We start from the raw sequence: 18,368 nt of genomic DNA, 5'->3' as shown, positions 1-18,368 counted from the left end.
GTCCTCAACTCCGGGAGACGTTCCGTTCGTAGACGAGGCGGAGGCCGATGAGGGTCAGCCACGGCTCGTGCTCGTCGATGACCGTGGCCTCGCCGAGCACCATGGGCGCGAGGCCGCCGGTCGCGATGACCGTCACGTCGTCGGGGTCGCCGCCCGGACCCGCGAGCTCGCGCGCCATGCGCTGCACGACGCCGTCGACCTGGCCCGCGAAGCCGTACAGGATGCCCGACTGCATGGCCTCCACGGTGTTCTTGCCGATGACGCTGCGCGGCCGTGCCAGCTCGATCTTGCGGAGCTGGGCGCCCCGCACGCCGAGGGCCTCGACGGAGATCTCGATGCCCGGGGCGATGACGCCTCCGGTGTACTCCCCGCGCGCGGAGACCGCGTCGAACGTCGTCGCCGTACCGAAGTCGACGACGATGGCGGGGCCTCCGTAGAGCTCGACCGCCGCGACCGCGTTGATGATGCGGTCGGCGCCGACCTCCTTGGGGTTGTCCATGAGGATCGGCACGCCGGTCTTGATGCCGGGCTCCACGAGGACGGCGGGCACGTCTCCGTAGTAGCGACGGGTGACCTCGCGCAGTTCGTGCAGGACGGAGGGGACCGTCGAGCAGATGGCGATGCCGTCGATGCCGTCACCCAGCTCGTCACCGAGGAGCGGGTGCATGCCCATCAACCCGTTGAGGAGCACGGCGAGTTCGTCCGCCGTGCGGCGGGCTTCGGTGGAGATGCGCCAGTGCTCGACGATGTCTTCGCCGTCGAAGAGGCCGAGGACGGTGTGGGTGTTTCCGACGTCGATGGTCAGCAGCATGTCGTCGTCACTCCGCCGCGCGCAGGTCGAGGCCGATGTCCAGGACCGGCGAGGAGTGGGTGAGAGCGCCCACCGCAAGGAAGTCCACGCCCGTCTCGGCGTACGCCTTGGCGTTCTCCAGGGTGAGGCGGCCGGAGGACTCAAGCATCGCGCGGCCGTCCACGAGGGCCACGGCCTCCTCGGTCTCGCCCGGCGTGAAGTTGTCCAGGAGGATCAGGTCGGCGCCCGCGTCCACGACCTCGCGCAGCTGGTGGAGCGTGTCGACCTCGACCTCGACGGCCAGGTCGGGGAAGGCCTCGCGCACGGCCTTGAAGGCCTGCTCCACGCCTCCGGCGGCCACCACGTGGTTGTCCTTCACCAGCGCCGCGTCGGAGAGCGACATGCGGTGGTTCACGCCGCCGCCCATGCGCACCGCGTACTTCTCCAGGGCGCGCAGCCCGGCCGTCGTCTTGCGGGTGTCGCGGACCTTGGCCTTCGTCCCCTCGAGGGCGTCGGCCCACGCGCGCGTGGCCGTCGCCACGCCGGAGAGGCGGCACAGGAGGTTCAGCGCGCTGCGCTCGGCGGTGAGCAGGTCGCGGGTGCGGGTGGTGACGCTCAGGAGCTTGGTGCCGGCCTCCACGCGCTCGCCGTCCTCGACGTGCCGCTCCACCTCGAAGGTGTCCGTGCAGACGATGGAGATGACGGCTTCGGCGATACGCAGGCCCGCGACGGTGCCGGCCTCGCGCGCGGTGAAGTCGCCGGTGGCGACGGCCCCTTCGGGGATCGTGGCGACCGACGTGACGTCCACGCCGCCGTCCAGGTCCTCCTCGATCGCCAGGTGCGCGAGGTCCTCGACCTGTACGGGGTCGAGCCCCGCCTCGGTCAGGAGCTGCGCGAGAGCGGGGTCCAGGCCGCACTCCAGGGGGTCGTACGCGTCGTCTCCGCCGCAGCCGCAGGCATCGCCGCAGCCGCCGGTGGGGGCGAGAGGGAGGTCGTCGGGGGTGCTGCTCACGGTCACTTCTCCTGAAGGCTGGTCGTCGGAGGGAACTCTGCGGTCTCGGTCGTCTGCACGGCCAGCGTCCGGTCCGCGTTGAGACGTACGACGATGTGGCGCCGCCAGGCCTCGTCGTCGCGGTCGGGGCGGTCCTCGCGCCAGTGGCAGCCGCGGGTCTCCTCGCGGCGCTGCGCGGCGGCCACCAGGACGCGGGCGACGCACAGGAGGTTGGTGGTCTCCCAGGTGTCGACGCCGGGCTCCGCCGTCTTGCCGTCCTCGGCGAGCGCGCCCGCGGCCTCGGCGTGGATGCGGGCGAGCCGGGCCGCGGCCTCGGAGAGGGAGTCGGCGGACCTGAGCACTCCGGCGCCGTCGGTCATCACGCGCTGGATGGCGAAGCGGGCCTCGGGGGGCAGCAGGGGGTGCGCCGGGGTGTCGGGGTGGGCAACCGGTGCGGGCACGCGCGCGTGGAGGGCGTTCTCCGCGTGCCGGGAGGCGATGTCCGCGGCGATGCGCTCGGCGTAGACCAGGCCCTCCAGAAGGGAGTTGGAGGCCAGGCGGTTCGCTCCGTGCACGCCGGTGCAGGCGACCTCGCCGCAGGCGTACAGGCCCGGGACCGTGGTGTGGCCCCGCGGGTCCGTGCGGACGCCGCCCGAGGCGTAGTGCGCGGCCGGGGCGACGGGGATGGGCTCGGTCACCGGGTCGATGCCGTGGGAGCGGCAGGCGGCGAGGATCGTCGGGAAGCGGTTCTCCCACATCTCGGCGCCGAAGTGCCGGGCGTCCAGGTACATGTGCTCGGCGCCCCGTTCCTGCATGCGCCGCGTGATGCCCTTGGCGACGATGTCCCGGGGTGCGAGCTCCGCGAGCTCGTGCTGCCCGACCATGAAGCGCACGCCGTCCGCGTCCACGAGGTGGGCGCCCTCGCCGCGCACGGCCTCGGAAACCAGCGGCTGCTGGCCCTCCGCGTCGGCGCCCAGGAAGAGCACGGTGGGGTGGAACTGCACGAACTCCAGGTCGCTGACCTCGGCGCCCGCGCGCAGGGCGAGCGCGACGCCGTCGCCCGTCGAGACGGACGGGTTCGTGGTCGCCGAGAAGACCTGGCCCATGCCGCCGGTGGCGAGGACGACCGCGGGAGCGTGGACCGCGCCCACGCCGTCGTGCTGGCCCTCTCCCATGACGTGCAGGGAGACGCCCGCGGTGCGGCCGTCGGCATCCGTGAGGAGGTCGAGCACGAGGGCGTTCTCGACGGTCGGTATGCCCTGCGCGCGCACTGCTTCGACCAGGGCGCGGGAGATCTCCGCGCCGGTCGCGTCGCCGCCCGCGTGCGCGATGCGGCGGCGGTGGTGGCCGCCCTCGCGGGTCAGCTCGATGGCGCCCTCGGGGCCCGTGTCGAAGTGGGCGCCGGTCTCGATGAGGCGGCGCACGGCGTCGGGGCCCTCGGTGACCAGGATGCGCACGGCCTCCTCGTCGCACAGGCCGGCGCCCGCCACGAGGGTGTCGTCCAGATGCTGCTCGGGGGTGTCGCCCTCGCCGAGTGCCGCGGCGACGCCGCCCTGGGCCCAGCGCGTGGAGCCGTCGTCCAGGCTGGCCTTGGTGACCACGACGGTCCTCAGGCCCGCCGCCGAGCAGCGCAGGGCCGCGGTGAGACCGGCCACTCCGGAGCCGACGACGACGACGTCGGCCGCCAGGGACCAGCCGGGGGCGGGGGCGTGCAGCCGTATTCCGGTGGCACTCATGTGGTGGCTCCGAACGTGAGCGGGATGTTGTCGATCAGCCGGGTCGCGCCGACCTTGGCCGCCACGGCGAGGACCGCTTCGCCGGTGTGGCCGGGCCGTACGTCCGTGAAGTCGGCCGGGTCGACCAGCGCCAAGTAGTCCAGTTCGAGCGGGGGTTCGGCGCGGGCCGCCTGGTCGAGGATCTGGCGGGCGGCGGCACGGACGGCCGCGGGGCCGCCGGGCACGGACGGGGTGACGGACTGGGCGACCGCGTGGGTGTCGGCCGCGGCGCGGGACTCCCCCAGGGCGTTCAGGGCGTCGGCACGCGCGTGCGTGACGGGGGCGAGCGCCGCCCGCGCGTGGAGGGCCTCCTGCGCGGCGTGCCGGTCGCGGCCCGCGAAGAGTGCCTGGGAGAGCGCGAGCGCGGTGCGCCGCTCGGCCGGGGAGAGATAGCGGTTGCGGCTGGAGAGCGCCAGACCGTCGTCCTCGCGCACGGTGGGTACGCCGACTATCTCGACGCCGAAGTTCAGGTCACGCACCATGCGTCGGATGAGGGCGAGCTGCTGGGCGTCCTTCTGGCCGTACAGCGCGACGTCGGGCCGGGTGAGGTGCAGCAGCTTGGCGACGACCGTGAGCATGCCGTCGAAGTGCCCGGGGCGGGTGGCCCCTTCGAGGAGTGCGCCCATGGGGCCCGCGCTGATCCGCACCTGCGGTTCGCCGCCCGGGTAGACCTCGTCGACGGAAGGGGCGAACACGAGGTCCGCGCCTTCCTGTTCGGCGATCTTGACGTCGGCGTCCAGGGTGCGGGGGTAGCGGTCGAGGTCCTCCCCCGCGCCGAACTGGAGGGGGTTCACGAAGACCGTGACCACGACTTCGCCCTCGTCGCCCGCGATGCGGCGTGCGGTGCGGATCAGGGTGGCGTGCCCCTCGTGCAGGGCGCCCATCGTCATGACGACGACGCGGCGCCCGGCACGTGCGCGCGTGCGCAGGAGTTCGGCGGTGTGCACGAGGCGGGTCACCGGGTGCCTCCCTCGGCTTCGCCCGCCGTGCTCCCGCCGTTGGCCAGGACGCCCAGGAGGTCCTCGGCGAACTCGGGCTTGAGCAGTCCGTGGGCGAGCGCGCGGTCGGCGGTCGCGCGGGCCATCGCGAGATATCCGGCGACGGTCTGCGGGGCGTGCTTGCGCAGCTCGGCGACGTGCGCGGCGACCGTGCCCGCGTCCCCGCGCGCGACGGGTCCGGTGAGGGCTGCGTCGCCGGACCGCAGTGCGTTGTCCAGGGCGGCGCCGAGCAGCGGGCCGAGCATCCGGTCGGGGGCGGCCACGCCCGCGTCCCGGAGCAGGTCCATGGACTCGGCGACCAGCGTGACCAGGTGGTTCGCGCCGAGCGCGAGCGCCGCGTGGTACAGCGGCCTGGAGTCCTCGGCGATCCACTCGGGCTCGCCGCCCATCTCGATGACCAGGGCCTCGGCGGCGAGGCGCAGCTCGTCGGGAGCGGTCACGCCGAAGGAGCAGCCCGCGAGGCGCTGCACGTCGACGGGAGTGCCGGTGAACGTCATGGCGGGGTGCAGGGCGAGCGGCAGGGCTCCGGCGCGCAGCGCGGGTTCGAGCACCTTGACGCCGTACCGCCCGGACGTGTGCACCAGCAGCTGGCCGGGACGGATCGCCCCGGTCTCGGCGAGGCCCTCGACAAGGCCGGGCAGGGCGTCGTCGGGAACGGTGAGGAGGACCAGGTCGGCGCGCTCCAGGACCTGGGCGGGGGGGACGAGGGGGACGTCGGGCAGCAGGGCCGCCGCGCGTCGTACGGAGGCGTCGGAGACGCCCGACGCGGCGACCGGGCGGTGCCCGGCGAGCTGGAGTGCCGCGGCGAGCGCGGGGCCGACACGGCCCGCTCCCACGACGCCCACCGTGAGCCTCGCGGGGCGGTCCCGCGGGTCTGGCTGATGAGGTGCGTTCACGCGATGACGCCTTCCCGTTCCAGTCCGCTCGGGGTACCGGACGATTTCTCGTCATGCTAACGCGATTGGTCCGCGCCGCGTCCTCCGCTGTCCACAGCCTGTGGGTATTCATATGACCGGTGGCCGATCGCACGCCATGCTCGGGGGATGACTTCACATGACGGAGCACAGGGGCCGGGGCCGGAGCCGGAAGCGGGGCCGCAGCAGGTGCAGGAACCGGAGCAGGCCCAGGACCCAGGGCAGGACCAGTCCGCCGCTCGCCGCCGGGCCGCCGCCCTAGGCGCCACCCGCACCCTGCACCGCTGGTCCGCGCACCTCCCGCTCGCCACGCGGCTCGCCGCTCTCGCGGACGCGGCCTCCGAGGTCGTGGACCCGGACGAGCCCATCGACCTCTACGGCAACGGGGTCGTCGCCCGCCTGGAGGACGAGGTCGCGCGGCTGCTCGGCAAGGAGACGGCCGCCTTCTTCCCGACCGGCACGATGGCCCAGCAGGTCGCCCTGCGCTGCTGGGCGGGCCGCACGGGCAACGCGACCGTCGCCCTGCACCCGAAGGCCCACCCCGAGATCCACGAAGGGGGCGCCCTCGCCGCGGTGAGCGGGCTGCGCACGGTGCATCCGACGAGGGAGCCGCGGCTGCCCACGGCCGACGAGGTGCGGGACTTCGAGGAGCCCTTCGGGACGCTGATGCTCGAACTGCCGCTCCGGGACGCCGGTTTCGTGCTGCCGTCCTGGGAGGAGCTCGAAGAGGTCGTGGAGGCCGCCCGGGAACGCGACGCCGTCGTGCACTTCGACGGTGCGCGCCTGTGGGAGTGCACACCGCACTTCGGCCGCTCCCTCGCGGAGATCGCCGGGCTCGCGGACACCGTGTACGTGTCGTTCTACAAGTCCCTCGACGGCCTGAGCGGCGCGGTGCTCGCGGGCCCGCGCACCCTGGTCGACGAGGCGAGGACCTGGCGGCACCGCTACGGAGGCCAGGTCTTCCAGCAGTACCCTGCCGCCGTCGCCGCCCTGCTCGGCCTGAAGAACACGCTGCCGCGGCTGCCGGAGTACGTGGCCCACGCGCGCGTGGTCGCCGACGCACTGCGCGAAGGGTTCGCCGCCGCCGGGGTGCCCTGGTCACGCGTGCACCCGGAGCGGCCGCACACCCACCAGTTCCAGGTCTGGCTGCCGTACGACTGCGAGGTCCTGACCGAGGCGGCGCTCGGCCAGGCCGAGGAGACCAAGACCCAGCTCTTCGGCCGCTGGTCCCCCGACGGGCCGCCCGGCCTCTCGGTCACGGAGGTCACCGTGACCGAGGCGGGCCTGGAGTGGACGGCCGGCGACGTCAGTGACGCAGTCGCGGAGTTCGTGCGCCGGATCCCCGGATGAGCCGGGCCACCGCGGCCCGGATCCATCCGTGGGCGGGGCGTTCCTCGACGACGGCACGGAAGCGGCCGTAGTCGCGCACCTCACGGATGACCTGCCAGTCCTGCCTGCCGGGGGCGGGCGGGGTGCGTTCGTCGTGCTGGACGGCGCGGTAGCTGTCGAGCAGGTACTGCTGGGTGATGCTCATGACGGGTTCGCCTCTCATGACAATTGTTACTTATCGGGCGCCCTTGGGTCGACGGGAAACAAGGTCGGCACAGGTGGCGCGGTCGGCACAGGGAGTTCGGATTCCGGGTCCGGCGGCGGCACTGCCGTGCGGCCCGGTCATCACAGACTGCTCCCGGTGCCACCCCGGCGTCGCGCCGATTGACGGCGGCAGTCAATCGGCGGTTGGGATGTCGGTGGCGCGGTGCACGATGGATCCATGAGCGTGCACATCGAGATAGCGGGCCTGCCGCAGGAGCGGATCTTCTTCCACCCTTCGCCTTTGGCGGAGCTGGGCGTCGCCCTGCACGCGCTGGCCGAGCCCGGGCACCATCCGGGCCTGCACGGCTGGGCCACCGCGACCACCGCGTGCCTCAAGCCGGACCTCGCCGACCGGCTGTGCGAGGCCGACTTCCTGTGGCGGAACACGTTCTCGGACGTCTTCATGCCGTTCGCCGGGCTCGTCGACGGCGACGGCAGGCCGGGCGCCACGCTCTCCGAGGAGCTGGACCTGCTCGACCGCCTGGACGACGAGCGCTTCGTCATGGCTGCCCTGGAGTTCACCTGCGGCACGACCTACGACGAAGGCGGCCCCTCACCGCTCGTCGACCCGGTCCGGGGCGCTCGCGCCCTGGAGCTCGCCGCCACGCGCGGCAGCCGCCAACTGGACTTCGCCAACCGGCTCCTGACCGACCCACAGGGTGTCCGGGCCTGGCTGCGGCGCCTCCTTGAGGACTGCGACGAGGCGTTCTTCGCGGACACCTGGCGGCGGGTGCGCGTCCAACTGGCCGCCGACGCACGGCACAAGACCGAGATCCTGCGCCACAAGGGCCTCGCCGAAGTACTGACCTCGGTGTCGGCCGCGCTCTCGGTGGACGAGGACCGCAGCCGCATCACCGCCGACAAGCTCGTGCCGGGCACCACGACCGCCTTGGACCACACCCTGGGCGCGGGGCTCACATTCGTGCCGTCGCACTTCGCCTGGCCGCACCTGATGATCCTGCACGCCCCGGGCTGGCGCCCGGTGATCCACTACCCCGTGTCCGCCCCGGACCTGGCCAAGCCCACCTCGGTGGAGACGCTGGAGCGGCGGCTCACGGCCCTCGCGCACCCCGTGCGCCTGCGGCTGTGCCGCAACATGGCCCGCGCGCCCTTCAGCACCGGAGAGCTGGCCCACGCGATGGGCCTGACGGCGCCGGAGGTCTCCCGGCACCTCACACTTCTCAAGAAGGCGGGCCTGGTGACCACGACACGGCGCGGCCGGTACGTGCTGCACCAACTGGACGTCACCGTGGTGGCCCGCCTGGGCAGCGACTTCCTGGAGGGCATCCTGCGCTGACGCCCCGGCCGGGGGCCCTAGGCCGCCCCGCCACCCGCCCGCACGAGACCCGTCTCGTACGCGAGAACGACCACCTGCACCCGGTCCCGCAGACCGAGCTTGGTCAGGATGCGGCCCACGTGGGTCTTCACCGTGGCCTCCGACAGGACGAGCCGCGCCGCGATCTCCCCGTTCGAGAGGCCCTGGGCGACCAGGATCATGACCTCGCGCTCGCGGTCCGTGAGCCGCTCCAGCTCCTTGAACTGCGGCTGCCCGCCCGCGTTCGGCAGCATCGGCGCGAAGCGGTCGAGAAGGCGCCGCGTCGTGGACGGCGCGACCACCGCGTCACCGCTGTGCACGGAGCGGATCGCGGCGAGCAGCTCCCCCGGGGGCACGTCCTTCAGCATGAAGCCGGATGCGCCCGCCTTCAGCCCCGAGAAGGCGTACTCGTCGAGGTCGAAGGTCGTCAGGATGAGGACCTTCGGCGGGTTCTCGTCCTGGCAGATGCGCCGGGTCGTCTCCACACCGTCGAGTTTCGGCATGCGTACGTCCATGAGCACCACGTCGACCTCGGTCGTCCGCAGCACCTGGAGCGCCTCGACCCCGTCGCCCGCCTCGGCGACGACGTCCATGTCCGGCTGTGCGGCGAGCACCATCCGGAACCCTGTGCGCAGCAGCGCCTGGTCGTCGACGAGCATGACGCGGATCGACATCAAAGGCCCCTTCGTGGATGTGCTCGTCAGCGATGTACGAGCGAAACGGATGTGGTCATGAGCGTAGGGCGTGGACGTTTCGGTGACAGGTGTCAATGTGCGGGCTTGAGCGGGAGAAGCGCACTGATGCGGAATCCACCGCCCGGCCGCGGCCCCGCGTCCAGGGTGCCGCCGACCATGCCGACGCGCTCCCGCATGCCGATCAGGCCGTGCCCGCTGCCGTCGGCGCCGCCGTCCTCGTACAGCTCGTGCGGCGCGCCCTTGCCGTCGTCCTCGACGAGCAGCCCCAGGCCGTCGTCGAAGTAGACGAGGCGCACGCTCGCGCCGGTGTTCTCGCCGCCGTGCTTGCGGGTGTTGGTGAGCGCCTCCTGCACGATGCGGTACGCCGTGAGCTCGACGCCGCTGGGCAGCGGACGCGGCGTTCCCTCGACCTTGAAGTCGACGGGGAGGCCGGCCGTGCGCACCTGCTCGATGAGCTCGTCGAGCTGCTCGACGTCGGGCTGCGGGACGTACTCGCCGCCCTCCTGGTGCTCGCCGGTGCGCAGCACGCCGAGCAGCCTGCGCATCTCGGCGAGCGCCTGTCGCCCGGTGCCGGAGATGGTCTCCAGGGCCTGTTTGGCCTGCTCGGGGGCCGCGTCGAGGACGTAGGCGGCGCCGTCGGCCTGGACGACCATCACCGAGACGTTGTGCGCGACGACGTCGTGCAGCTCGCGGGCGATGCGGGCCCGCTCGGCCGCCACCGCGACCTTGGACTGCGCCGCCCGCTCCTTCTCCAGGCGGTCGGCACGCTCCTCCAGCTGCGCGAAGTAGGCGCGGCGGGTGCGGATGGAGTCGCCGAGCACCCAGGCGAGGGCGAAGGGCACCATCTGGAAGACCGAGTAGAGGACGTTGCCGAAGGCGCTTATGGACTCCACCGGCCAGCGCATCGACGAAAGCGGAGCCGCGCACAGGCCGCCGATCAGGGCGAACCGCGAGGCCCACTTCGCACCGTCGGCGGACGCCGTATAGATGATCACCAACATCGCGAAGTCGGCAGGCATCGTCTGGATGTCGAAGATCAGCTGGACGACACCGAGAATGACGGTGAGCACCAGCATCTTCTCGGTGTACTTGCGGCGAAGCGCCACCACCACGGACATGCCGGCGACGACGACGGCGGCCAGGACCGCCGGGTCATCGCCCGTCCCCTCGGCATTGGAGACCAGACCGATGCCGGAGACCGCGAGCAGGGCGACGGCCCAGAAGCCATCGACCCCGGTCGGGTGTCTGCGGAAGAAGTCATAGACGCGTTGCACGTAACCCAGCGTAGGCAGCGGGAAGCCCCTCCGGGGTCAACCGGAGGGCCGATCCGTACCCCTCGCACGTACTCCCCAAGGTGGAGGCCCGTTTAGCCTTCTCGCGTGACGAACGAGGTCCGAGGTGAGCGGCGAGACGCGCGGCGTGGCTGGCAGGAGGCCATGGAGGACGCCCTATACGGGCCTGACGGCTTCTATCTGCGCCCCGAAGGACCCGCGGGACACTTCCGGACGTCTGTACACGCCTCGCCCCTTTTCGCGGGCGCGGTGGCGCGGCTGCTGTGCCGGGTGGACGAGGCACTCGACCACCCGGACGAGTTGGTTTTCGTCGATCTCGGTGCGGGACGCGGCGAGTTGAGCGCGGGCGTTCTCGCCGCGCTGCCCGCCGACGTGGCGCCACGCGCGCGTGCCTGTGCCGTCGAGCGGGCCGGGCGCCCGGCGGGACTCGACCCGCGCATCGAGTGGCACGACCGGCCGCCCGTCGGCGTCACCGGCCTGCTCTTCGCCAACGAGTGGCTGGACAACGTCCCCCTGGACGTCGTCGAGGTGGACCCCGAGGGTCTGGTGCGGCACGTGCTCGTGGGCGAGGACGGCACCGAATCCCTGGGCGGCCCGGTCGAGGGCGCGGACGCCTCCTGGCTCGCGCGCTGGTGGCCGCTCGCCGCCGAGCCCGGCCTGCGCGCGGAGATCGGCCGCCCCAGGGACGAGGCGTGGACGAGGGCCGCGGCGACACTGACGCGCGGCTTGGCGGTCGCGGTCGACTACGCGCACGATCGCGCGGGACGGCCGCCCTTCGGAACGCTGACCGGCTTTCGCGCGGGCCGCGAGACGGCGCCCGTGCCGGACGGCACCTGCGACATCACGGCCCACGTGGCACTCGACGCGTGCGCGCGGCCCGGAGCCTCCCTGCTGACCCAGCGCGCGGCCCTGCGGGCCCTGGGCGTGAGCGGGGGCCGCCCGCCGCTGTCCCTGGCCTCCAGTGACCCGGTGGCGTACGTACAGGCCCTCACGCGCGCGGGAGAGGCGGCCGAGCTGATTGCTGAAGGCGGGCTGGGTGACTTCGGATGGCTGACCCAGCCGGTGGGGATCGCGGACCCCCTGGGCCCGGTCGGCCCGCTACTTGTCGATGTCGCCGACCACGAAGAACAGTGACCCGAGGATCGCCACCATGTCGGCGACGAGCTGTCCCGGCAGCAGCTCGGCGAGCGCCTGGATGTTGTTGTACGACGCCGAGCGGAGCTTCAGGCGGTACGGGGTCTTCTCGCCCTTGGAGACCAGGTAGTAGCCGTTGATGCCCAGGGGGTTCTCGGTCCACGCGTACGTGTGGCCCTCGGGGGCCTTGAGCACCTTCGGGAGGCGCTGGTTGATCGGCCCCTGCGGCAGCTCGGCGAGCCGCTCCAGGCAGGCGTCGGCGAGGTCGAGGGCGTTGTGGGTCTGTTCGAGGAGCACCTCGAAGCGGGCCAGGCAGTCGCCCTCCTGGCGCGTGACGACCTTCAGGGTGTCCTGGAGTTCTCCGTACGCGAGGTACGGCTCGTCGCGGCGCAGGTCGAAGTCGACTCCGGAGGCGCGGGCGATGGGACCGCTCACTCCGTAGGAGTGCACCGCCTCCGGGGAGAGCACGCCGACGCCGCGCGTACGGCCCCGGAAGATCTCGTTGCCGAGCACCAGCTTGTCGTAGACGTCCATGCGGGAGCGGACCGAGGCGACCGCCGCACGCGCGCGCGTGGCCCATCCGGCGGGCAGGTCCTCCTTGAGGCCGCCCACGCGGTTGAACATGTAGTGCATGCGGCCGCCGGAGATCTCCTCCATCACGTTCTGGAGCTCCTCGCGCTCCCGGAACGCGTGGAACACCGGGGTGATGCCGCCCAGTTCGAGCGGATACGAACCGAGGAACATCAGGTGGTTGAGGACGCGGTTCAGCTCGGCGAGGAGCGTGCGCATCCAGACGGCGCGCTCGGGCACCTCCATGCCGAGCATCCGCTCCACGGCAAGGACGACCCCGAGTTCGTTCGAGAACGCGGACAGCCAGTCGTGCCGGTTGGCGAGCACCACGATCTGCCGGTAGTCACGCGCCTCGAAGAGCTTCTCCGCCCCGCGGTGCATATAGCCGATGACCGGTTCCGCCTGCTGGATCCGCTCGCCGTCGAGGACGAGGCGCAGCCGCAGCACGCCGTGCGTGGACGGGTGCTGCGGGCCGATGTTGAGCACCATGTCGGTGCTCTCCGCGGCGCCGCCGATGCCGAGCGTGGTCTCCGTCGTGGGGCTCATGCGCGCATTCTCTCGTACGCGCGCTCATACGCGACCGTCACCTCGGCTACGTACGCTTGCGGCATGGAAACGTCGACGCCACGACCGGCGGGACCGGCACGGCCCGCACAGCCGGGAGAGTCCGTCACGGAGCCGGTGTGGACCGGGCTGCCACGGGACCTGCTGCGGATGCGGCGGCTCCTCCTCGTGGTGTGGCTCGTGCCGCTCGCGGTGGCCGTCGGAGTGCTCCTGTGGATCTTCGCCGGGCCGGTGTGGGCGGCCTTCGCGGCCGTTCCGCTCGCCCTCGTGGTGTGGGGCTGGCCGATGCTGGGGCGCAACTGGCGCTCCTGGCGGTACGCGGAGCGGGCCGACGACCTCCTGATCAGCCGGGGCGTGCTCTGGCGCGAGGAGACCATCGTCCCGTACGGCCGGATGCAGCTCGTCGAGGTGACATCGGGGCCCGTGGAGCGGCACTTCGGCCTGGCCAGCGTGCAGCTGCACACGGCGGCCGCCGCCACGGACGCGCGGATCCCCGGCCTCATCCCCGAGGAGGCCGAGCGGCTGCGCGACCGGCTCACCGAGCTGGGCGAGGCCCGCTCGGCGGGGCTGTGAGCGGCGTGCAGGAGGTGGCGGGGGAAGAACGCGCCCCGGGCACCGAGGACCTGCGAGAGAGGCGCCTGCACCCCGTCACGCCCCTGCGCAGGGCCTGGGCGCCGGTCGCGGTCATCGTGGGCTTCGCGGTGCACGACCCGAACGGCACGCAGCAGCGGGTCTCCGAGCTCCCCGTGACCCAGCTGCTCGCGGGGATCGCCGTCGTCCTCCTGGGCGGCGCCGTCTACGGCTTCATGAGCTGGTGGTTCACGCACTTCGCCGTCACCGACACCGAACTGCGCATCCGCACCGGCCTGATCTTCCGGCGCACCGCCCACATCCGGCTCGACCGGCTCCAGGCCGTGGACGTGACGCAGCCGCTCGCGGCCCGTATCGCGGGCGTCGCCAAGCTCAAGCTGGACGTCGTCGGGACGGAGAAGAAGGACGAACTGGCCTATCTGGGCGAGGAGGAGGCCTCCGTACTGCGGGCCGAGCTCCTCGCGCGTGCGGCCGGTTTCGCGCCCGAGACGGCACGTGAGGTCGGCGAGGCGCCGGTCAACGGCCTGGTGCACGTCCAGCCGCGGATGCTCGCGATCTCCCTGCTGCTGACCGGCACGACGTGGGGCATGCTCGTCGCCACGCTCGTCGTGCCGCCCCTCCTGTGGTTCGCCACCCACAACCTGTGGACAGTTCTGGCGACCGGACTGCCCATGCTGGGCGGCGCGTTCGCCAGCAGTGTGGGCCGGTTCATCGGGGAGTACGACTGGAAGGTCGGCGAGTCCCCCGACGGTCTGCGCATCGACCACGGGCTGCTCGACAAGGCGCACGAGACGGTGCCGCCGGGGCGGGTGCAGACGGTGCGCGTCGTGGAGCCGTGGCTGTGGCGGCGGCAGGGCTGGGTGCGGGTGGAACTGGACGTCGCGGGCTCGTCGAACGGCGTGCTGCTCCCGGTCGCGCCGCGCGAGGTCGCGGAGTCCGTGATCGCGCGGATCCTGCCGGGCGTGCGGGTGCCCGCCGCAACCGAGCTGATCCGCCCTCCCGCGCGGGCCGCGTGGTGCCTTCCGGTGTGGTGGAAGGGGTACGGCCTGACGGTGACGGACACGGTGTTCGCGGCGCGGCACGGTCTTCTGCGCCGCCGCCTGTCCCTGGTGCCGCACGCGAAGGTGCAGAGCGTGCGGCTCACGCAGGGGCCCTGGGAGCGGTTCAAGGGCGTGGCGGACGTGCACGTCGACACGGGGGCCAACAAGACGGTGACGGCGCGGCTGCGTCCCGCCGATGAGGCGGTCGCGCTGCTGTCCGCGCAGGCGGAGAGGTCCCGTACGGGGCGCAGGACGGCACGGCCGGACCGCTGGATGGCGTGACGACCGCTGGATGGCGTGACCCGTGCCCCCTACGGGGGCGGCACTACGCCCGCAGCGCCGTCCGCAGCCCGGCCACGTCGATCTGCTCGGTCTCGTCGTGCGCCGTCAGGTCGATGACCTGGCCCACGCCCTGCTCGGCAGAGCCTTCCGGCGCGTTCTTGAACTCGGCCTCGGACTCCGCCTTGTGCACGGCGAGTGCCTCCTCGCCCACCACGTCCGCGAGGTCCACGTTCTGTACGGATTCCAGCGCCCCGGCGGTCGCCTCGCTCTTCGTGCCGAAGAAGTCGAAGCCGCCCTGAGCGGTCTGGCGTCGCCTCTGCGCGGGCGGCGCGACGGCGACCGCGCGCTCATGCCCGCCGTACCCCTCGGCCGCCCCGGACTTCCCCCGCGCTTCGTCCCCGTCCGTGGCGCCGTCGGAAGGCTTCGGTGCGGCGGCAGGCTTCTCCGTGACGGAGGGCTTCGGTGCGGCGGCAGGCTTCCGTACGGCGGAAGGCCTCGGCGCGAGCCGGTCGAGCGCGGCGTTCGCACGGTCGTACAGCGACGGAGGCGTGCTCGCCCCCGGCCACACGACGGGAGCCGCGGCCTCGGCCGGCGCCGGCACCGGGGCGGGCGCCGGAGCCGCGGCGGGAACGGGGGCCGGCGGCAGTGCGCGCGCCGGGGTGGACGCCTCTATGGCGAGCAGCCGCCGCCCCTCAAGGGCGCTGGCCCGCTCGGTCTCCGCGGTCGCGTACCGACGCAGCAGGGCCGCGTGTTCGTTGCGCAGGGCGGCGAGCTCGGCCCGCTTGGAACGGAGCTTCGTCTCCAGGCGGCCTCGCAGCTCGCGGGACTCGTCGAGATCGGACTCGCACTCGGCTATGCGTTCCTCGTAGCGCCATTCGTCGCTCTTGCGGGCCCGGCCCAGCTCGGCGACGCGTCTGCCCGCCGCCAGGTCCCAGCGGCGCATGACGACCGAGCCCACGACGGCGGCAGCGGCCGCGGCGGCGACCAGGCCGCGGAGCACGACGGGTTCCGCGAACAGCCAGGCGCCGCCGGCGCAGACAACGGAGATCCCTGCGACCGTCGAGGGCGGCAGCAGCCTGTGCAAGGGTGGGGAATGGCGGTGACGTCCACGTGGCATGGCCAGAAACTTACCGCGCGTAGGCGAACTATGGTGCCCCGCCCGCCAAAATGACAGCGTCACAGCGCTAACTCCCCACCCTTGTCGCTCCTCTTCGGTCACTCAACTCCACTTTCGGCCGAGTCACTTCGAGGATGCGCCCTCCGGACGCGCTACTTCTTGATCAATCCCTTCGACTCCAGATACTCCCTGGCGACATCGGCTTCCTTCTGCCGCTCCACATCGACCTTCCGGTCGAGTTCCGCGAGGTCTTCCGTCGTCAGGGTCTTGGTCAGCTTCCCGAGCGCTTCGGCTATCTCCTTGTCGCCCGCTTCCTTCGCGTTCACAACCGGAAGGATGTTGTCCGCGTTCTGCAGCTTCTTGTCGTCCTCAAGGGCCACCAGACCGAGGCCGTCGAGCGTCGCGTCGGTGGTCGTGGTCAGCACCACCTGGTCCGTGCCGTTCTTCACGGCCTGCTTGGACTGCGTGGTGCCGACGCCCTTGGGGTCGATTCCCGCGACATCGATGCCGTACGTCTTCTTCAGTCCCGGGGCGCAGAACGGCCGCGACTCGCATTCGTCACTCGCGGCGATCTTGACCTTCTCGCCGGACTTACCGAGGTCCGAAAGCGTCTTGAGCTTGTGCTCCTTCGCGTATTCCTTGCTCACCGCGAACGCGTTCTGGTCGACGGCCTCGCCGACGGGAAGCACCTTCAGACCGCGGGGTTCGGCGAGCTTCTTCAGCGCGGTCACCGTGTCGTCCACATCATTCGAGGCGACCGGCTTCGCCTTCGGGCCGTTCTTGCCGAGGTTCAGGAACTCGGCGAGCGTCGCCGCGTATTCGGGAGCGACATCGATCGTGCCCTTCTTCAGCTCGGGTTCGTAGACCTCGCGGTTCTGGACGGTCTTGACCTCGGCGTCGTATCCGGCGTCCTCGAGCACGCCCACATAGAGCTCGGCGAGCACCTTCTGCTCGGTGAAACGGGCCGAGCCGACGACTATCTTGCCCTTGTCGCCCGCTTTGTCCGAGCCACCCTTGCCGTCCTTCTCCAGGCTGTCCCCGCCGCACGCGGTGAGCCCCGCGGTCAGCGCCACGACGGCCACGGCCGCCCCTGCCATCCGTCGCGCGCGACGCGTTGTGCTGTTCATCGGTGAACCACCATTTCGAAAGCCCTTGGAAACTTGGAAACACTGGAAACTGCCACAGACTGCCACTTGAAGATCACTGCGCGACGCCCGAGCGCCCTCGCATGGGATTGAAGACCTTCCCCACCACGACGAGCACCACCTCCACGAAGAGCGCGAGCAGCGCCACGAGGAGTGCGCCCGCCACCACTTGGGGCGTGTTCTGCAGGTTGAATCCGGCGGTGATGATCCGGCCGAGGCCCCCCTCACCCGCCATCGCGGCCAGCGTCGCCGTGGCGACGACCTGCACGCCGGCGGACCGCACACCGGTCATGACCAGGGGGTACGCCAGGGGAAGTTCGACCCGGGCGAAGAGCTGGCGGCCGCTCATGCCCATCCCCCGGGCGGCCTCCACCACCGCCCGGTCGACCTCGCGCATCCCGATGTACGCGTTGGTCAGCAGCGGCGGCACCGCGAAGAGGACGAGCGCGATCAGCGTCGGCAGGTCCCCGCGCTCGCCGAGCGGGGTGAGCGTGAGCAGCACGAGCACCGCGAGCGTCGGCACCGCCCGCCCGATGTTCGAGATGTTCACCGCGAGGGCGCCGCCCTTGCCGATGTGGCCGAGGTACAGGGCGATCGGCAGCGCGATCAGGCACGCGACGGCGAGGCACACACCGCTGAAGTACAGGTGCTCGGCGAGGCGGTGCCACACCCCCTTCTCGCCCTGCCAGTTGGCACCCGTGGTCAGCCAGTCGTACGCGCCGGTTATCGCGTTCATGCAGGTTCAGCCACCTTGGCCGTGCGCTCCGCGGGGGCGGAACGCTTCGTACGTATGCGACGGACGCGGGTCCACGGCGTCAGCCACCGCTGGAGGGCGAGGAGGAGCAGGTCAGCGACGACGGCGAGGAGCACGCAGAGCGCGGACGCGGTGAGCACCTGTGCCTTGAAGGTCGTGTCGAGGCCGTCGAGGATCAGCGATCCGAGGCCTCCGTAGTCCACGATCGCCCCTACGGTCGTGAGCGCCACCGTCGAGACCGTGGTGATGCGGACACCGGCGAGCAGCGCGGGCAGCGCGAGCGGCAGTTCGACCTCCCACAGCAGCCGCACCGGCCCGTACCCCATGCCCCTGGCCGCGTCCCGGGCCTCCTCCGGCACGGCCTGGAGCCCCGCCAGGATGTTCCGCACGAGGATCGTCAGGGAGTACAGCACGAGGCCCGTGACGACCAGCGAGGCCGACAGCCCGAAGAAGGGCAGCAGGAGCGAGAACATCGCGAGCGAGGGCACCGTGTACAGCACGGTCGTCACGCCGAGGATCGGGCCCGCGAGGAAGCGCCAGCGCCGCGCGAGCAGCGCGAGCGGCAGCGAGACGGCGACACCGATGGCGACCGAGGCCGCGGTGATGCCGATGTGCTGCACGGTGGCGTCGATCAGCTCCTGGCTGCGGGAGCGGACGTACTCCCCGCAGATCCAGTCGTTCGTCACCAGACAGTTCTGCTCGCTCATCCCGCCCCACTCCCCCCGAGTCCCGTTTCCTGAGGCCGTCTGGCGACCCTAACGCGGAGCACCGACAATCGCCGAGACTCGTCGTACTGGCGCAACATGGG

General features: G+C 72.0%; 18 protein-coding genes. 5 read left to right on the top strand and 13 right to left on the bottom strand.

Annotation, left to right across the window (positions count from 1 at the left end):
- Positions 1 to 4: 4 nt before the first annotated feature.
- From AB0E78_RS07935 to AB0E78_RS07915, 5 genes are read right to left on the bottom strand one after another with little or no spacing between them, the layout of a single operon-like run.
- Positions 5 to 811 carry a type III pantothenate kinase gene (locus AB0E78_RS07935; RefSeq protein WP_361829418.1) on the bottom strand — a complete coding sequence of 269 codons (807 nt, stop codon included), beginning with the start codon at positions 809 to 811 and terminating at the stop codon, positions 5 to 7.
- A 7-nt stretch (positions 812 to 818) separates the two neighbouring features.
- Positions 819 to 1,802: a carboxylating nicotinate-nucleotide diphosphorylase gene (nadC, locus tag AB0E78_RS07930; RefSeq protein ID WP_361829417.1), complete on the bottom strand. Its 984-nt coding sequence runs from the start codon at positions 1,800 to 1,802 to the stop codon at positions 819 to 821.
- Positions 1,803 to 1,804: 2 nt separating this feature from the next.
- Entirely contained in the window at positions 1,805 to 3,517 is a 1,713-nt protein-coding gene (locus AB0E78_RS07925; protein ID WP_361829414.1) for an L-aspartate oxidase, read from the bottom strand.
- The gene (gene panC / locus AB0E78_RS07920) at positions 3,514 to 4,515 is read right to left on the bottom strand and encodes a pantoate--beta-alanine ligase (RefSeq protein ID WP_361829412.1); all 1,002 of its coding nucleotides are present in this window, start codon (positions 4,513 to 4,515) and stop codon (positions 3,514 to 3,516) included. Before panC ends, AB0E78_RS07925 begins: the two co-directional genes overlap by 4 nt.
- The gene (locus AB0E78_RS07915) at positions 4,512 to 5,450 is read right to left on the bottom strand and encodes a DUF2520 domain-containing protein (protein ID WP_361829411.1); all 939 of its coding nucleotides are present in this window, start codon (positions 5,448 to 5,450) and stop codon (positions 4,512 to 4,514) included. The genes panC and AB0E78_RS07915 overlap by 4 nt, the downstream gene beginning before the upstream one ends.
- 147 nt (positions 5,451 to 5,597) lie before the next feature.
- On the opposite strand from AB0E78_RS07915, the gene AB0E78_RS07910 reads away from it, so the two are divergent.
- Positions 5,598 to 6,818: a beta-eliminating lyase-related protein gene (locus AB0E78_RS07910; protein ID WP_361829409.1), complete on the top strand. Its 1,221-nt coding sequence runs from the start codon at positions 5,598 to 5,600 to the stop codon at positions 6,816 to 6,818.
- Here AB0E78_RS07910 and AB0E78_RS07905 read toward each other — a convergent pair.
- Positions 6,775 to 7,002, bottom strand: a complete 228-nt coding sequence (locus tag AB0E78_RS07905) for a hypothetical protein (protein ID WP_361829407.1) — start codon at positions 7,000 to 7,002, stop codon at positions 6,775 to 6,777. The two genes, AB0E78_RS07910 and AB0E78_RS07905, sit on opposite strands and share 44 nt — an antisense overlap.
- A gap of 243 nt (positions 7,003 to 7,245) precedes the next feature.
- Between AB0E78_RS07905 and AB0E78_RS07900 the strand changes: the two genes are divergently transcribed.
- Positions 7,246 to 8,358 (top strand): DUF5937 family protein, encoded by a 1,113-nt coding sequence (locus AB0E78_RS07900; protein ID WP_361829551.1) that lies wholly within the window; start codon positions 7,246 to 7,248, stop codon positions 8,356 to 8,358.
- A gap of 17 nt (positions 8,359 to 8,375) precedes the next feature.
- Here AB0E78_RS07900 and AB0E78_RS07895 read toward each other — a convergent pair whose 3' ends face one another.
- Complete coding sequence (locus AB0E78_RS07895; RefSeq protein ID WP_361829405.1) at positions 8,376 to 9,050, bottom strand: response regulator transcription factor; 675 nt, start codon at positions 9,048 to 9,050, stop codon at positions 8,376 to 8,378.
- A gap of 92 nt (positions 9,051 to 9,142) precedes the next feature.
- Entirely contained in the window at positions 9,143 to 10,345 is a 1,203-nt protein-coding gene (locus AB0E78_RS07890) for a sensor histidine kinase (RefSeq protein ID WP_361829403.1), read from the bottom strand.
- Between the two features lie 162 nt (positions 10,346 to 10,507).
- Between AB0E78_RS07890 and AB0E78_RS07885 the strand changes: the two genes are divergently transcribed.
- Positions 10,508 to 11,497, top strand: a complete 990-nt coding sequence (locus tag AB0E78_RS07885; RefSeq protein WP_361829549.1) for an SAM-dependent methyltransferase — start codon at positions 10,508 to 10,510, stop codon at positions 11,495 to 11,497.
- On the opposite strand, the gene AB0E78_RS07880 is transcribed toward AB0E78_RS07885, so the two are convergent.
- Positions 11,462 to 12,613: an NADH-quinone oxidoreductase subunit D gene (locus AB0E78_RS07880; RefSeq protein WP_361829401.1), complete on the bottom strand. Its 1,152-nt coding sequence runs from the start codon at positions 12,611 to 12,613 to the stop codon at positions 11,462 to 11,464. The genes AB0E78_RS07885 and AB0E78_RS07880 overlap by 36 nt on opposite strands.
- A gap of 63 nt (positions 12,614 to 12,676) precedes the next feature.
- Between AB0E78_RS07880 and AB0E78_RS07875 the strand changes: the two genes are divergently transcribed.
- Together AB0E78_RS07875 and AB0E78_RS07870 are read left to right on the top strand one after the other, a co-directional pair.
- Positions 12,677 to 13,204 (top strand): PH domain-containing protein, encoded by a 528-nt coding sequence (locus tag AB0E78_RS07875; RefSeq protein WP_361829399.1) that lies wholly within the window; start codon positions 12,677 to 12,679, stop codon positions 13,202 to 13,204.
- The gene (locus AB0E78_RS07870) at positions 13,201 to 14,544 is read left to right on the top strand and encodes a PH domain-containing protein (RefSeq protein WP_361829398.1); all 1,344 of its coding nucleotides are present in this window, start codon (positions 13,201 to 13,203) and stop codon (positions 14,542 to 14,544) included. Before AB0E78_RS07875 ends, AB0E78_RS07870 begins: the two co-directional genes overlap by 4 nt.
- Positions 14,545 to 14,587: 43 nt before the next feature.
- Here the strand turns inward: AB0E78_RS07870 and AB0E78_RS07865 are convergent, their stop codons facing one another.
- The 4 genes from AB0E78_RS07865 to AB0E78_RS07850 all read right to left on the bottom strand — a co-directional run bounded on the left by AB0E78_RS07865 (position 14,588) and on the right by AB0E78_RS07850 (position 18,267).
- The gene (locus tag AB0E78_RS07865; protein ID WP_361829396.1) at positions 14,588 to 15,661 is read right to left on the bottom strand and encodes a hypothetical protein; all 1,074 of its coding nucleotides are present in this window, start codon (positions 15,659 to 15,661) and stop codon (positions 14,588 to 14,590) included.
- Between the two features lie 152 nt (positions 15,662 to 15,813).
- Positions 15,814 to 16,788, bottom strand: a complete 975-nt coding sequence (locus AB0E78_RS07860) for an ABC transporter substrate-binding protein (protein WP_361829395.1) — start codon at positions 16,786 to 16,788, stop codon at positions 15,814 to 15,816.
- A 73-nt stretch (positions 16,789 to 16,861) separates the two neighbouring features.
- Positions 16,862 to 17,542 (bottom strand): ABC transporter permease, encoded by a 681-nt coding sequence (locus AB0E78_RS07855; protein ID WP_361829393.1) that lies wholly within the window; start codon positions 17,540 to 17,542, stop codon positions 16,862 to 16,864.
- On the bottom strand, positions 17,539 to 18,267 hold the full coding sequence (locus AB0E78_RS07850; RefSeq protein ID WP_361829391.1) for an ABC transporter permease: 729 nt from the start codon (positions 18,265 to 18,267) through the stop codon (positions 17,539 to 17,541). The genes AB0E78_RS07855 and AB0E78_RS07850 overlap by 4 nt, the downstream gene beginning before the upstream one ends.
- Positions 18,268 to 18,368 lie beyond the last annotated feature (101 nt).

Source organism: Streptomyces sp. NPDC032198 (assembly GCF_040636975.1).
Taxonomy (GTDB): domain Bacteria; phylum Actinomycetota; class Actinomycetes; order Streptomycetales; family Streptomycetaceae; genus Streptomyces.
This window is presented reverse-complemented; position numbering and strand designations above follow the sequence as displayed.

Bases quoted from the DNA above. Each gene is read 5' to 3' on its own strand.
- AB0E78_RS07935 (WP_361829418.1), bottom strand. From the start codon at position 811: ATGCTGCTGACCATCGACGTCGGAAACACCCACACCGTCCTCGGCCTC.
- AB0E78_RS07925 (WP_361829414.1), bottom strand. From the start codon at position 3,517: ATGAGTGCCACCGGAATACGGCTGCACGCCCCCGCCCCCGGCTGGTCC.
- AB0E78_RS07910 (WP_361829409.1), top strand. From the start codon at position 5,598: ATGACTTCACATGACGGAGCACAGGGGCCGGGGCCGGAGCCGGAAGCG.
- AB0E78_RS07905 (WP_361829407.1), bottom strand. From the start codon at position 7,002: ATGAGCATCACCCAGCAGTACCTGCTCGACAGCTACCGCGCCGTCCAG.
- AB0E78_RS07895 (WP_361829405.1), bottom strand. From the start codon at position 9,050: ATGTCGATCCGCGTCATGCTCGTCGACGACCAGGCGCTGCTGCGCACA.
- AB0E78_RS07885 (WP_361829549.1), top strand. From the start codon at position 10,508: ATGGAGGACGCCCTATACGGGCCTGACGGCTTCTATCTGCGCCCCGAA.
- AB0E78_RS07880 (WP_361829401.1), bottom strand. From the start codon at position 12,613: ATGAGCCCCACGACGGAGACCACGCTCGGCATCGGCGGCGCCGCGGAG.
- AB0E78_RS07875 (WP_361829399.1), top strand. From the start codon at position 12,677: ATGGAAACGTCGACGCCACGACCGGCGGGACCGGCACGGCCCGCACAG.
- AB0E78_RS07865 (WP_361829396.1), bottom strand. From the start codon at position 15,661: ATGCCACGTGGACGTCACCGCCATTCCCCACCCTTGCACAGGCTGCTG.
- AB0E78_RS07860 (WP_361829395.1), bottom strand. From the start codon at position 16,788: ATGAACAGCACAACGCGTCGCGCGCGACGGATGGCAGGGGCGGCCGTG.
- AB0E78_RS07855 (WP_361829393.1), bottom strand. From the start codon at position 17,542: ATGAACGCGATAACCGGCGCGTACGACTGGCTGACCACGGGTGCCAAC.
- AB0E78_RS07850 (WP_361829391.1), bottom strand. From the start codon at position 18,267: ATGAGCGAGCAGAACTGTCTGGTGACGAACGACTGGATCTGCGGGGAG.